General features: G+C 61.3%; 10 protein-coding genes. 8 read left to right on the top strand and 2 right to left on the bottom strand.

The features are described 5' to 3' along the window. Positions 1 to 87: 87 nt before the first annotated feature. Together IG627_RS14135 and IG627_RS14130 are read left to right on the top strand one after the other, a co-directional pair. Positions 88 to 1,092: an endo alpha-1,4 polygalactosaminidase gene (locus IG627_RS14135; RefSeq protein ID WP_193193026.1), complete on the top strand. Its 1,005-nt coding sequence runs from the start codon at positions 88 to 90 to the stop codon at positions 1,090 to 1,092. 341 nt (positions 1,093 to 1,433) lie between these two features. Further along, entirely contained in the window at positions 1,434 to 2,948 is a 1,515-nt protein-coding gene (locus IG627_RS14130) for a family 16 glycosylhydrolase (protein ID WP_193193025.1), read from the top strand. Positions 2,949 to 3,058: 110 nt separating this feature from the next. Here the strand turns inward: IG627_RS14130 and nfuA are convergent, their stop codons facing one another. Beyond that, positions 3,059 to 3,649, bottom strand: coding sequence for a Fe-S biogenesis protein NfuA (gene nfuA / locus IG627_RS14125; RefSeq protein WP_193193024.1), 591 nt, complete (start codon positions 3,647 to 3,649; stop codon positions 3,059 to 3,061). Between the two features lie 117 nt (positions 3,650 to 3,766). Continuing rightward, positions 3,767 to 4,450 (bottom strand): type 1 glutamine amidotransferase domain-containing protein, encoded by a 684-nt coding sequence (locus IG627_RS14120; protein ID WP_193193023.1) that lies wholly within the window; start codon positions 4,448 to 4,450, stop codon positions 3,767 to 3,769. Between the two features lie 367 nt (positions 4,451 to 4,817). On the opposite strand from IG627_RS14120, the gene metH reads away from it, so the two are divergent. From metH to IG627_RS14090, 6 genes are all read left to right on the top strand, one after another. Then, positions 4,818 to 8,531: a methionine synthase gene (gene metH, locus IG627_RS14115; RefSeq protein ID WP_193193022.1), complete on the top strand. Its 3,714-nt coding sequence runs from the start codon at positions 4,818 to 4,820 to the stop codon at positions 8,529 to 8,531. Between the two features lie 4 nt (positions 8,532 to 8,535). Beyond that, entirely contained in the window at positions 8,536 to 8,754 is a 219-nt protein-coding gene (locus tag IG627_RS14110; protein WP_193193021.1) for a DUF2970 domain-containing protein, read from the top strand. Positions 8,755 to 9,463: 709 nt separating this feature from the next. Beyond that, positions 9,464 to 11,125, top strand: a complete 1,662-nt coding sequence (locus IG627_RS14105) for a nitrite/sulfite reductase (RefSeq protein WP_193193020.1) — start codon at positions 9,464 to 9,466, stop codon at positions 11,123 to 11,125. Then, entirely contained in the window at positions 11,109 to 11,681 is a 573-nt protein-coding gene (locus IG627_RS14100) for a DUF934 domain-containing protein (protein ID WP_193193019.1), read from the top strand. Before IG627_RS14105 ends, IG627_RS14100 begins: the two co-directional genes overlap by 17 nt. Positions 11,682 to 11,895: 214 nt before the next feature. Then, the gene (locus IG627_RS14095) at positions 11,896 to 13,215 is read left to right on the top strand and encodes an ATP-grasp domain-containing protein (protein WP_193193018.1); all 1,320 of its coding nucleotides are present in this window, start codon (positions 11,896 to 11,898) and stop codon (positions 13,213 to 13,215) included. Continuing rightward, entirely contained in the window at positions 13,215 to 15,239 is a 2,025-nt protein-coding gene (locus tag IG627_RS14090; RefSeq protein WP_193193017.1) for a CocE/NonD family hydrolase, read from the top strand. Before IG627_RS14095 ends, IG627_RS14090 begins: the two co-directional genes overlap by 1 nt. Positions 15,240 to 15,244: the final 5 nt, after the last annotated feature.

The raw sequence follows: 15,244 nt of genomic DNA, 5'->3' as shown, positions 1-15,244 counted from the left end.
CTCCCGGTTTGCGGGCGGGTCTATTGCCCGCCGCCGCCATGCTTGCTACTTTTTAGCGCGTTGTATTCTGGCTACTGGAGAAGGATTTTGAAACGTACCCTCGCCGCCCTTTTGTCCCCACTATTGTTTGTCGGTTGCAACCTCGATGAGCTTCCGGAATTCCCCACCGATGTCGTCGTCGACTACAAGCAGGAGATGCGCGACTTTGTCCGGGATATCAGCCGCTATGCCAAGGGTATCGACAGCGAATTCATCGTCATTCCGCAAAATGGAATTGAATTGGTTACCACCAATGGCCGCGATAACGGCCCGCTCGATACCGCTTATGTCGGCGCCGTGGACGGCCTGGCTCAGGAATCCCTTTTCTTTGGCCAGAACGGCATAGACCAGCCCACCCCGCTGTCGGAGCGCCAGCGCCTGCAGCGCTTCCTCGACCTGGCCAAGGACGATGGCGCCGTCATACTGGTCACCGATTTCGCCTTCAGCGAAGTCAACATTGATGACTCCTATCGGGACAACGAAGACGCCGGTTATATTTCCTTCGCGGCCGATCACGAGGAACTGGACAATATTCCCGGCTACCCGCCGGAAGTCCACAACAGCAATTTTGACAATATCGAATTTCTCGACGAGGCGAGCAACTTCCTCAACCTGATCAATCCGCGCCTCTATTCAACCCGGCAGGACCTGGTCGATGCGATCAGCGAAACGGATTACGACGTCGTCATTATCGACTTCTTCTTTAACGGCGAGGAATATACCGCGGAACAGATCGAGCAGCTGAAGGTGAAGAACAACGGCGGTCGCAGGCTGCTGATCGCCTATGTGAGCATCGGTCAGGCCGAGGACGATCGCTTTTACTGGAAGTCCTTCTGGCCCACCAATCCGCCCGCCTGGCTGGAAGAGAGGGTTCCGGGTACGCCCGGCAACTACTATGTGGAGTACTGGAAGCAGGGCTGGCAGGACATCATTTTCGGCAACAACGACTCCTACCTGTTCAGGATTCTGGATGCAGATTTTGACGGTGCTTACCTGGACTACGTCGACGTCTTTGATCATTTCGAGAATCTGGAGCCAGAGGAATCCGAGTAGCGCCCGGGCTGCGACGACCACCTCCCTATTTGGCCACGCCGAGTCGCCGGTCCCTGTACCGGAGACTCGGCCGGCAGTTACCATCCCCTCACCAGCGCTTTATCTGAATCATTTTTTCCTGCCCCATCCCATCAAAAAATTCTGGCGCCGAACGCCCTGACAGGCAGTGCCACTTTGCGATTCCCTCCCTTACTGGGTCGAAGCCGGGGGACAAACAATACAAAAATGCACAGCGGCAACCGGCAGCCCACGGTTTCTGCATTCCCCATCAGCGACGGACGGGCGGATGCGCACCCGGCGCAACGCTGCCCGGCGGCAACCATCACAATAAGGAAAAAAATATGATTAATTCAACGTCTGCGGCAAAACCCCGGGCGCGGCTTTTCGCCGTCGCTTTTCTGGCGGCTTTCGGCCTCGTCGAGGCCAAAGCTGCGGTATTCCAGGCCGAGGACTACGACGCTTACTACGATACGACACCCGGCAATACCGGCGGCGCCTATCGCAGTGACGATGTGGACATCGAGGCGACCCAGGACAACGGTGGCGGCTACAATGTCGGCTGGGTCGCCGCCGGCGAGTGGCTTGCCTATAACAACCTGAATATTCCCACTTCCGGCAACTACAGGATCCGCTTTCGCGTGGCCAGCAACGTCGGCGGTACCCTGTCCAATGACCTGAACGCAGGCTCCATTGTGCTCGGCAGCATCAACGTGCCGAACACCGGCGGCTGGCAGAACTGGCAGACCGTTTCCCATACGGCGCACATCGATGCCGGCACCTACAGCCTCGGGGTCTACGCCAGCAGCGGCGACTGGAACCTGAACTGGATAGAGGTTATTCCCGAAAGCGGCAGTGACCCGGTGGCCAGGGTTTACCAGCACTGCAACTACGGCGGCTGGTCCGCTGGCCTGGACGTGGGCTCCCACAACCTCGCCAGCCTGCAGGCGCTGGGCTTCGTCAACGACGATGCCTCCTCCATCCAGCTTGCCCCGGGCTATCGGGCAACACTCTACGAGCACGACCATTTCTCCGGTGCCTCGGTCACCCTGACCGGCGACGACAGCTGCCTGAACAACGAGAATTTCAATGATAGCGTCTCCTCGATTGTCGTCAGCCCCGTGGCGAGTGGCGGCCTGGTATGGAGCGACGAGTTCGACAGTATCAACAGTGCCAACTGGACCTTCGAAACCGGCGGCGGTGGCTGGGGCAACAACGAGCTGCAGTACTACACCAGCGGCCAGAATGCCTCCATTCAATTCGACGCCCAGGCGGGGAGCAATGTGCTGGTGATAGAGGCGCGTCGCGAGGGCGGCCACAGCTGCTGGTACGGCGCCTGCGAATACACCTCCACGCGCATGATCAGCGCCGGCAAACGGGAGTTCCAGTACGGACGCATAGAGGCGCGCATCAAGCTGCCGCAGACCCAGGGCATCTGGCCCGCCTTCTGGATGCTGGGCAACGATATCGGCAGCGTCGGCTGGCCCAATTCCGGCGAGATCGACATCATGGAGCATGTCGGCTTCGAACCCACCCTCACCCACGGCGCACTGCACGGGCCCGGTTACTCCGGCAATACGCCAATCGCCGGCACCTACAATGTCGGCCAGAATGTGGATGCCAATTACCATGTGTATGCGGTGGAGTGGAACAGCAGCGGTATCAGCTGGTTTGTGGACGGCAATAATTTTTACAATGTGTCCCGCGCCCAAGTGGAACAGTACGGCCCCTGGGTCTACGACCATCCCTTCTTCATCCTGCTGAATGTGGCCGTCGGCGGTAACTGGCCCGGCAGCCCGGATGCTTCCAGTGTTTTCCCACAGCGTATGTACGTGGATTACGTGCGGGTTTACCAGTAGGCAACTGAAAAATAAAAACGCGGGCATTGCCCGCGTTTTGTTTTCGACTTCGCAGGATGGGCAAAGCCAAGCTTGCCCATCCTACACAAATCCCGGGTTCCAAACGCCCATCAATAATAGGCCTGGGATTTATCGGTGTGGTCGGTGATGTCCTTGACTCCGGCCAGCTCCGGGATCTTTTCTTTCAGGGTTTTCTCGACCCCTTCTTTCAGGGTCATATCCACCATGCCGCAGCCCTGGCAGCCGCCACCGAATTTCAGTACCGCGAATTTGTCCTCGGTGACCTCCACCAGGCTCACCTGGCCGCCGTGGGCGGCGAGACCGGGGTTGACTTCGTTGTAGAGCACATAGTTGATGCGGTCCTCGATGGGGCTGTCGTCGGTGATCTTGGGCATGCGCGAATTGGGCGCGCGGATGGTCAACTGGCCGCCCATCTTGTCCGACGAGTAATCGACCCGTGCCTCATCCAGGTAGGGCACGCTGCGCCCCTCGAAGTAGGCCTTGAAGCCGTTCATCTCCATCACCACGTCCTCCTCCTGCTCCTCGCCGGGGCGGCAGTAGGCGATACAGGTCTCCGCATTCGGGGTGCCGGGGTTGGAGACGAACATGCGGATGGCGATGCCCTCGCAGTCCTGTTTCTCCAGCAGCTCGCGCAGGTACTCCTGGGCGGATTCGGTGATGGTGACATTCAATTCAGACATAAGACTTCTCAATAACCGAGTTCCTTTGTCGGGTATTTTACTCTCAGTTGTCCCCGAGTTAAACCACGGCCGACAAAACCGCTGGCGGGCGAACAGCCGCTCCGCCCCGCCGCCTGATCAGGGCTCCTTGACGAAGCCCAGCAGGGTTTCGGCGGTTTCCTCCGACGAGGCCGGATTCTGCCCGGTGACCAGGGCTCCATCGACGACCACGTAGCTCTGCCAGTCGTCGGCGCTGGAGTAATCGCCACCATTGGACTTCAGCATGTCTTCCACCAGGAAGGGCACCACCTCGGTGAGCCCCACGGCGGCCTCCTCCGAATTGCTGAAGCCGGTAACGCTCTTGCCGTGCACCAGCGATTTGCCATCTGCACCCCTGGTGTGGCGGAAGGCCGCCGGCGCGTGGCACACGGCCCCGATGGGCTTGCCCGCGGCACTGAAAGCCTCGATCAAGGCAATCGAGTGCCTGTCCTCTGCAAGGTCCCACAGGGGACCGTGACCGCCCGGGTAGAAGATCGCATCGAAATCCGCTGCCTCCAGGCCCGCGAGCGGCTCTGTGTTTGCCAGCGCCTCCCGGGCTTCGCCATCCTTCTTGAACCTTTCGGTCGCTGCGGTCTGGAAATCCGGCTCGTCACTCTTTGGATCCAGGGGTGGCTGGCCGCCTTTGGGCGAGGCCAGGCTCACTGCCGCGCCGGCATCCCGGAAGACGTAGTAAGGCGCCGCGAACTCCTCCAGCCAGAAACCGGTTTTCTCACCAGTATCGCCCAGCCGGTCATGGGAAGTCAGTACCATCAGAATCTTCATCGTCGCTTTTCCTCATGTGAACATTCAATCGGCCATCAGCGTCGGCGCGCGCGATCGGCTTGCCCTGACTGCTGCTCCCGATAGCCTATATCGGCGTCAAGATTGCCGTGTCCGGCACTCCCAGAGTGTAGGAGGGATGCCGGGGATTGCCGCTCGCACAATTGCCGACTGCTCGTTGCGACCGACTCTCGTGGCAGCTCCGTGCCCCTCCAGGCCATTGGCGTTTCCGCTCACGATTTGACCGGCCGTCTAGAACCATTGGTTTGCGGCTTATGCCCACAGGAGCGGCGGCATACCGGCCCCAGCCTCTGCGCCCGTGTTAATATGGCCGCCCTTTCGACCCCGCTATCGCTTTAAGGAAGTGTCCATGTCCCAGCAGTCCCGCAGCCAACGCCTCGAACAGCTCAGCTCTGCACTCGCCGAGCGCATCCTGATACTGGACGGGGCCATGGGCACCATGATTCAGCGGGAAAAGCTCGGGGAAGGCGACTATCGCGGCCAGCGCTTTGCGGACTTCCACCGGGACCTGAAGGGCAATAACGACCTGTTGAGCCTGACCCAGCAGGCGCTGATCGAGCGGCTGCACCGGGAGTATCTCGAGGCCGGTGCCGATATTATCGAGACCAATACTTTTAACGCGACGCGCCTGTCCCAATCGGATTACGATATGGAAGACCTGGTGCCGGAACTGAACCTGGAGGCGGCTCGCGTCGCCCGTCGCGCAGCGGACGCCCTGTCGACGCCGGACAGGCCGCGATTCGTGGCCGGCGTCATCGGCCCCACGTCGCGCACCGCGAGTATCTCCCCGGACGTGAACGACCCGGGCGCACGCAATGTTACCTTCGACGAACTGGTGCAGAACTATGTCGAGGCCGGCCGCGCGCTGGTCGAGGGCGGCTCCGACCTGATCCTGGTCGAAACCATTTTCGATACGCTGAATGCCAAGGCGGCCATCTACGCACTGCAACAGCTGTTCGAGGAGCTCGGCTTCGAGTTGCCGATCATGATTTCCGGCACCATCACCGATGCCTCCGGCCGCACCCTGTCCGGCCAGACCACCGAGGCTTTCTACTACTCGGTCGCCCACGCCAAACCGCTTTCCGTCGGCCTCAACTGCGCGCTCGGCGCCACTGAGTTGCGCCCCTATGTCGAGGCCCTTTCCGGCGTCTGCGCCGAAAATGTATCCGCCCACCCCAACGCCGGACTGCCCAACGAGTTCGGCGAGTACGACGAGACACCGGAAGAGACCGCGGCAATTGTGGCCGAATTCGCACGCAGCGGCTTTATCAATATTCTCGGCGGCTGCTGTGGCACCACGCCAGAACATATCCGCGCTATCGCCGATGCGGTGGCCGATATAGCGCCGCGCGCGCTGCCAGAGATAAAACCGGCCCTGCGGCTCGCGGGCCTGGAGCCCTTCGTCGTCGACGAGAATTCCCTGTTCGTGAATGTCGGCGAGCGCTGCAACGTAACCGGCTCGGCGCGCTTCAAGCGACTGATCATGGAAGAGGACTACGACACCGCCCTGCAGGTAGCCGCCGCCCAGGTGGAGGACGGGGCCCAGGTGATCGACTTCAATATGGACGAGGCGATGCTGGATTCCGTCGCCGCCATGCGCCGCTTCCTCAACCTGGCCGCCACCGAACCGGATATCGCCAGGGTGCCGTTTATGGTGGACTCCTCCAAGTGGGAGGTCATCGAGGCGGGCCTGCAGTGCATCCAGGGCAAGCCGATCGTCAACTCCATCAGCCTCAAGGAGGGCGAGGCCGATTTCATTGAAAAGGCGCGCCTGTGCCTGCGCTACGGCGCCGCCGTGGTGGTGATGGCCTTCGACGAGCAGGGCCAGGCGGATACCTTTGCGCGCAAGACCGAGATCTGCAAGCGCAGCTACGACATCCTCGTGGACAAGGTCGGCTTCGCACCGAACGATATTGTCTTCGACCCGAATATCTTTGCCGTCGCCACCGGTATCGAGGAACACAACAATTACGCGGTGGATTTTATTGAGGCCGCCCAGTGGATCCGCGAGCAGCTTCCCGGTGCCAATGTATCCGGCGGCGTGTCCAATGTGTCTTTCTCCTTCCGCGGCAACAACCCGGTGCGCGAGGCGATTCACTCGGTTTTCCTGTTTCACGCCATCAGGGCCGGCCTGAATATGGGCATCGTCAACGCCGGTATGCTGGAGGTCTACGACGAACTGCCACAGGAGTTGCGCGAAAAGGTCGAGGACGTAATCCTGAACCGCAGCCCCGACGCGACCGAGGCGCTGCTGGATATCGCCGAGAAATACCGCGGCGACGGCACTACCGCCGAGCGGAAGGAGGACCTGGCCTGGCGCCAGCTGCCGGTGAACAAGCGCCTGGAGCACGCCCTGGTCAAGGGCATCAACAACTTTATCGAGCAGGACACCGAGGAGGCCCGCGCCCAGGCAACACGCCCGCTGGATGTGATCGAAGGCCCGCTGATGGACGGCATGAATGTGGTCGGCGACCTCTTTGGTGCCGGCAAGATGTTCCTGCCCCAGGTGGTGAAATCCGCCCGGGTCATGAAGCAGTCGGTAGCCTACCTGCAACCTTATATCGAGGAGGAAAAGACCGAGGCGAGCAAGCCCAACGGTCGTATCCTGATGGCCACGGTAAAAGGTGACGTGCACGATATCGGCAAGAATATCGTCGGCGTGGTGCTGGCCTGCAACAACTACGAGGTCATCGACCTGGGCGTGATGGTGCCGGCGGAAACCATTCTGCAGACAGCCAGGGAAAAGCAGTGCGATATCATCGGCCTGTCCGGCCTGATCACCCCATCCCTGGACGAGATGGTACATGTGGCCGCGGAGATGGAGCGCCAGGGCTTCGACATTCCACTGCTGATCGGCGGTGCCACCACCTCAAAGGCGCACACCGCCGTAAAGATCGATCCCCAGTTCAAGCGCAACCAGACAGTGTATGTGGCGGATGCCTCCCGCGCGGTGGGCGTGGCCAGCAGCCTGATCTCCGATGAGCTGCGCCCCAATTTTGTCAAAGGCATTCAGGAAGAGTACGAAAAGGTGCGCAAACGTACCGCCAACCGCAAGCGCAACGACACCCGTCTCAGTTACGAAGAGGCGCTGGCGGCGGCGCCGCAGTTCGACTGGCAGAACTACACGGCCGCGGTGCCGAACAAAATCGGCGTAACCGTAATCGACGATTTCCCGCTGGAAAAACTCGTCGACACCATCGACTGGACACCCTTCTTTATCTCCTGGGACCTGGCCGGCAAGTACCCGGCCATCCTCAACGACGAAGTCGTCGGCGAGGCGGCAACCGACCTGTACAAAAATGCGCAGTTGATGCTGCAGCAGATCATTGACAGGAAACTGCTCAGGGCCCGCGCCGTGTTCGGCCTCTGGCCGGCCAACAGCGACGGTGACGATATCATCGTCTACAAGGACGAGCGCCGCAGCGAGGAGTTGACGCGACTGCACCATATGCGCCAGCAGGTGCAGAAGCGCGGCGGCGACGGCCAGTGTCGCTCCCTGGCAGACTTTGTCGCGCCGGTGGACTCTTTCAGGGCTGACGGCTCCCGTGTCGCGGACTATGTGGGCGGCTTCGCGGTAACCACCGGCCTGGGCGCCGATGAGCTGGCGGCGAAGTACGAGGCCAAGCACGACGACTACAATGCGATCATGGTCAAGGCTCTGGCGGATCGGCTGGCGGAGTCCTTCGCCGAATACCTGCACAAGCAGATTCGCGTGGATTACTGGGGCTACGCGCCGGACGAGCAGCTCAGCAATGAGGAGCTGATCAAGGAGGCCTATACCGGTATCCGTCCCGCGCCCGGCTACCCCGCCTGCCCCGACCACACGGAAAAGGCGACCCTGTTCAAACTGCTGGATGCGGAGCAGAATGCCGGGGTGAGCCTGACGGAACACTTCGCCATGCTGCCGGCGGCATCGGTCAGCGGCTGGTACTTCGCCCACCCGCAGGCCAAGTACTTTAACGTGGGTAAAATAGGTCGTGACCAGCTGCAGAGCCTGGCGGAGCGCAAGGGCCTGAGCGAACAGGCACTGGAGCGCTGGCTGCGGCCCAACCTGGAGGAGTGAGCAGATGAGCGAAGAGAGAAACAAAAACGAAAAGCCCTCTTTCGGCCAGGTAGTGCTGAGCACCCTGGCAGCCGCCATCGGCGTGCAGAGCAGCAGAAACCGCGAGCGGGACTTCAAGGGCGGCAGTATCAAGGCCTATATTGCCGCGGGGATAATCTTTACCGGGTTGTTTGTGTTGACGCTGGTGCTGGTGGTGAAGACGGTACTCGGCAATATGGGCTGAGTGCCGGGCCCCACTCTCTCCGCAATACCAGGCTTCGATCGCGGCCATGGGCCGCTCCCGGCCGGACCGCTCCCGGCCGGACCGCTCCTACAAGGCTCACTCGTCATTCCGGCGCAGGCCGGAATCCAGGTGCCACGAAACTGGATACCGGCCTGCGCCGGCATGACGATTACACTGGACAAACAGGCACCTCAGGCACCTGTAGGAGCGGCCCATGGCCGTGATCAATCTAGGCCGATAGCACATCAGCCACCGTATAACAGCAAGAAATCTGGAGAAATAAAGAAAGGAATCCCGCCCGGCACCACCCAGCTCCGGGCTCAGGGAGAGATTACTGGGAGGCCACCCAGTAAATACAGGTCACAACAAATATGGCAACCAGGGCCACAGCGGCAAAGGCGTCCGCCACATTGTCGTCTTCACTGGATACAACTACTTCTTCACTCATCGAAATACTCCGATACCATTATTGTTATGCAAAGTAGCAGGGCCGCTTGGAACGGCTGGTCAAGTAGAGCAAATCCCCGCCGGTGGCGCAAGCGACGCCATCCCGGCAATCTCCGACACTTATAACCATTGGTTACAGAGATAGCGAAAAATATTGTTATTTTTTGCATAAGCCCGCTGGTATGTTATGCGCCATCGGAGACTGCGCAGACTTGCGTCCCTCTCCACGATCAGCGCAAAAAGGCAATGGAATCAAGCTGTTATGTATCGATATGACGACCGGGACCGCGCCATTATTGGCGATCGCGTGGCCCAGTTCCGCGGCCAGACGGAACGCTATCTGTCCGGCGAGCTGAGCGAGGAACAATTTCTGCCGCTGCGCCTGCAGAACGGCCTCTATATCCAGCGCCTGGCGCCGATGCTGCGCATTGCCGTACCCTACGGCCTGCTCAACAGCACCCAGTTGCGCCGCCTGGCACGCATCAGTCGCGATTACGACAAGGGCTACGCCCACTTCACCACCCGCCAGAACCTGCAATTCAACTGGCCGCAGCTGGAGGACATACCGGATATCCTCGCCGAACTGTCGGAAGTGGAGATGCACGCGGTACAGACCAGTGGCAACTGCATCCGCAACACCACCTCCGATCCCTACGCCGGGGTGGCCAGGGACGAGATCGTCGATCCGCGCCCCTACTGCGAGCTGATCCGCCAGTGGTCCACCTTCCACCCGGAGTTCGCCTTCCTGCCGCGCAAGTTCAAGATCGCCGTCAGCGGATCCGAACAGGACCGCGCCGCCATTCGCGTGCACGATATCGGCGTGCAGATAGTGAAACGCGGCGAAGAAATCGGCTACCAGGTGCTGGTCGGCGGCGGCCAGGGCCGCACGCCGGTGATCGCCGAACAGATCCGCGACTTCCTGCCGGAGCGGGACCTGCTCTCCTACCTCGAAGCCATAGTGCGCGTCTACAACCAGCTGGGCCGGCGCGACAACAAGTACAAGGCGCGCATCAAGATACTGGTAAAGGCCATGGGCGCCGAGGAATTCGGCCGCCTGGTGGAAAAGGAATGGGAACAGATCCGGGACGGCGCCGAGCAGCTGACCCCGGAAGCGCTGGCCTGGGCCAAGTCCTTCTTCGCCGATCCCGACTACAGGACCTTCGACGGTGCCGCCAGCGATGCGGCGCTGCAGGCCCAGGCGGAAGATGACAAGGCGTTCAGCCGCTGGCTGGAGCGCAACAGCTTCCCCCACCGGGTGCCGGGCTATCGCGCCATCAAGCTCTCCACCAAACCCACCGGCGTACCCCCGGGTGACGTCACCGACCGCCAACTGGAGGCCATCGCCGAGCTGGCGGACGGATTCAGTTTCGGTGAGGCCCGCGTCACCCACGACCAGAACGTGGTGCTGGCGGACGTCGAACAGGAGCGTCTGTTTGAACTGTGGCAGGCGGCACGCAAGCACGGCTTTGCCACGCCGAATATCGGCACCCTGACCGACATGATCTGCTGCCCGGGCGGCGACTACTGCTCCCTGGCCAATGCCAAGTCCATCCCGGTGGCCGAGGCGATACAACGCCGCTTCGACGACCTGGATTACCTCTACGACCTGGGCGACCTGAACCTGAATATCTCCGGTTGCATGAACGCCTGCGGCCATCACCACGTGGGCCATATCGGCGTTCTCGGTGTGGACAAGAAGGGTGAGGAGTTCTACCAGGTGCAGCTGGGCGGCAGCTCTTCGGAGAGCGCCAGCCTGGCCAAGGTGCTCGGCCCCAGTTTTTCCCGTGCGGAAATGCCGGATGTGATCGGCAAGATCCTGGACCTCTATGTCGAGCAGCGCCAACCGGAAGAGCCCTTTATCGATACCTACAACCGCATCGGCCTGCAGCCCTTCAAGGAGAGAGTCTATGCCCGCGCAAGCTAAGAGGCCAAAGCCAGCCAAGCTGGGGCCGCAACCGGCCAACCCCGCCGAACTGATCATTGACGGCACCCTGGCCAGCAATGAATGGCGACTGCTGCCGCAGAGCGACGAAGAGACAGAAATCACCGCCGCATCCCTGGCACCCGGCAAGGTCATACTGCCCTATGGGATCTGGAAGGCCCTGAAAAGCGACCTCTCGAGCCGCAAGACCGAAATCGGTGTCTGGCTGGACAGTGACGAGGGCGCGGAACTGATCGGCGCGGATGCCGAGGCGCTGCCATTGATCGCCGTGCACTTCCCCGCATTTGCCGACGGCCGCGGCTTCACCACCGGTCGCCAGCTGCGCGAGCGCTACGACTATAAGGGCGAACTGCGCGCAGTGGGCGCTTTTATGCGCGACCAACTCACCTACCTGAGCCGCTGCGGTTTCAATGCCTTCGCCTACGAGGGCGAGCAGTCCTTGTTGGGGCTGCTGGCCTCCCTGAACGACTTCAGCGATAGCTACCAGGCCGGCGTCGACCAACCACTGCCGCTGTTTCGTCGCCGCGGCCTTTCTTAACCCTCCCTCGTCATTCCGGCGCACGGCCTGTGCCGGACTTGATCCGGTACCGGAATCCTGTTCTCCGACCCTTGGACCCCGGCCTGCGCCGGGGTGACGAGTTCCAACTATTCCCCGCCGCCCCATCCAAACGCCGTATCCGCCGCAACTGCTAGACTGCTGGTAAGTCTTCGAATTACCGCAGCAGGCGGCATGTGCATGGCCGGAGCAGTTTATGCCCAAGCACTTCTTCGTCCTCGGGCTGGATCCATTGCGCCAGGCTTATGTCGAGTGTGTTCGCAACGCCGAAGAGTATCGATTTCACCCGCTGCTCGACTTCGAAGAAGTTGTGCTCGCCGATACCTATCCCTACGACGAGTTGCTGCACAAGGCGGAGCGCCAGCTGCGCGAGTTTCCCGAGCCCATTGCCGGTATTCTCGGCCATTGGGATTTCCCCACCAGCGTGCTGCTTGCCCACCTAGGTGAAAAGTTCGGCCTGCGCTCCGCAACTTTGAGGGCAGTGCTCAAATGTGAGCACAAGTACTGGAGCCGCCTCGAGCAGCAGGCGGCATTACCGGGCTGGACGCCGGTATTCTGCGCAATCAACCCGTTTGCAGAGAGCCCCCGGGAACAGTTGACCATCGACTATCCCCTCTGGCTCAAACCCATCAAGGCCCACTCATCCTTTCTCGGATTCCGCATAGAAAACGATGGGGAATTCCTGCGTGCTCTGGAGGCTATCCGCGGGGAAATCCGGCGCTACGGCGATGCGTTTAATCAGGCCCTGGCCCACACCGACGTTCCTGCAAAGGTAGGCGAAGTCGACGGCAACTGGTGTATCGCCGAGGAAATCATCAGCGGCAAACAGTGCGGTATCGAAGGCTCGATGTTGGACGGAAAATATCGGGTACACGGCATCGTTGACACGGTAAAAGACAGCAGAAACTGGAGCTTCACCCGCTACGAATACCCCTCGGTCTGGCCGCGACAGGCACAGCAGAAAATCTGTGATGCAGGGGAAAAGCTGCTGCGCCATATCGGCTTTGACAATTCCCCCTTCGGAATCGAGTTTTTCTGGGACGATCAGAAAAACGCCCTGAAGGTGCTGGAGATCAACACGCGCATTTCTCAGTCCCACAGCGATCAGTTCATCAAGGTTCACGGCGTGTCGAACCACCAGGTGCCACTGGACCTGGCCCTGGGAAGAATGCCGGACCTGAGCGAATGCCACGGGAAATACCGCTGCGCAGCAAAGTTCATGTTGCGGCGCTACAGCGACACCCGGGTGGAGAAGTTGCCCGGCGAAGCAGAAATCCGGGCCGCAGAATCTTCCATACCCGACAGCAAGGTCATCCTCACCATCGACCAGGGGCAGCGTCTATCGGAAAAACTCAACCAGGACAGCTACAGTTTTGAAATCGCCAATATCCTGCTCGGTGCGCAGTCACAGAGCGAACTGTTGGAGAGCTATCACCGATTGGCGGATCGGCTGCACTTCGAGTTTTCCGATGGCGCATCGCCGGAGGAATTCCAGTTCAATCGGGTGCGTTATTAATGAAATTCGTGGAGCATTTCCCCCACAAGGTGAAGATGCACGAGCATGTGGAGATTCCCATGCCCGACGGCTGCCACCTGGCCGCGCGTATCTGGCTGCCGGAAACTGCGGAGCAACAGCCGGTGCCAGCAATCCTGGAATATATCCCCTATCGCAAGCGCGACATGACCCGCCTGCGGGACTCCATCACCCACCCCTATCTGGCCGGGCACGGCTACGCCTGTGTGCGTGTGGACCTGCGCGGCAGCGGCGAGTCCGGCGGCGTGCTGGTGGACCAGTACCGCCAGCAGGAGCTGGATGACGGCGTCGCGGCAATCCGCTGGATCTCGGAGCAGCCCTGGTGCGACGGCAGTGTGGGCATGATGGGCATATCCTGGGGCGGCTTCAACGCACTGCAGATAGCATCCCTGGCACCACCGCAACTGAAGGCGGTGGTGTCCGCCTGCTCCACCGACGATCTCTACCTGGACAATATGCACTACATGGGCGGCTGCCTGCTGACGGATAACCTGTCCGAGGCCACCACCATGTTCTCGGTCAACACCTGCCCGCCGGACCCGGCGCTGGTCGGCGAGCGCTGGCGAGACATGTGGATGGAGCGCCTGCGCGGCAGCGGCCTGTGGCTGGACACCTGGTTGCGTCACCAGTACCGCGATCACTACTGGGAACACGGCTCGGTCAGCCAGCGCTACGAGGCTGTGCAGTGTCCGGTAATGCTGGTGGGGGGCTGGGCGGACGGCTACACGAATTCGATTTTCCGCCTGCTGGAATATCTCCGGGTGCCGCGCCAGGGGCTGATCGGCCCCTGGGGCCACAAGTATCCGCACCTGGGTGCGCCGGGACCGGCCATCGGTTTCCTGCAGGAGACATTGCGCTGGTGGGATCACTGGCTGAAGGAGCTGGATACCGGCGTCATGCAGGAGCCCATGCTGCGCGCCTGGATGCAGGACAGCGTGCCGCCCACCACCCAATACCTGGAGCGGCCCGGGCGCTGGGTCGGAGAGAAGACCTGGCCGGCAGCGGATATTCTCGAGGCCGCCTATCCGCTAGACAGCAGTCGCATCCTGATGGCCGGCGAAGCGCCCTGCCCCGGTGATGAAATGGTGGAGATACAGTCCCCCTTAAGTGTCGGCCTGTTCGCCGGCAAATGGTGCTCCTATACCTATGCGCCAGACCTGCCCCACGACCAGCGCGAGGAGGACGGCGGCGCCCTGGTGTTCGAGAGCGCGCCGCTGGTAAAGGACCTGGAGATTCTCGGCGCTCCCCGCGTGGAACTGGAACTCAGCTGCAGCCAGCCGGTAGCCATGGTCGCCGCGCGCCTGTCGGACGTGGCCCCGGACGGCAAGGCGACCCGCGTCACCTATGGACTCTTCAACCTGACCCACCGCGACAGCCACGCCGAGCCGAAACCGCTGGTACCGGGCAGGCGCTACAAGGTGCGGGTGCCAATGAACAACATCGGCCAGAACTTCCCCGCCGGCCACCGCCTGCGCCTGAGCCTTTCCACCTCCTACTGGGCCCTGGCCTGGCCGCCACCCAGGCCGGTGCGCATGCGTGTCTATCCGGCGGCCAGCCGACTTGTACTGCCCAGGCGCAGGCCGCGGCCGGAGGACGGCAACATCCGCTTTGAACCCCCGCAAGGCGCAAGACCGACTCATGTGAAGATCAAGGAACCCCCGAACCACAACTGGCTGGTGCACCGGGACCTGGCCCTGGACGAATCCGTATTGGAAGTCATCAAGGATGACGGCCTCAAGCATATCGAGGCCATCGATATGGACGTGGCCAACCGCACCTGGAACTGGTATCGCTACCGCGACGACGACTACCTGTCCCTTGAGGGCGAGACACGCACCGAGCGCATCTTCCGCCGCGGCAACTGGTCGGTGCGCACCACAACCCGCACCCTGCTCACCGCCGATACCGAGTATTTCTATATCCACGCCGAGCTGGACGCCTGGGAGGGCGACAAGCGCGTCTACTCGGAGAACTGGCAGCGCCGGATTCCCCGCGACCACCTTTGAACCTG

The organism is Microbulbifer taiwanensis (assembly GCF_014904815.1).
GTDB lineage: Bacteria > Pseudomonadota > Gammaproteobacteria > Pseudomonadales > Cellvibrionaceae > Microbulbifer > Microbulbifer taiwanensis.
Note: the sequence above shows the minus strand (reverse complement) of the source record. Positions and strands in the feature narration are given on the sequence as shown.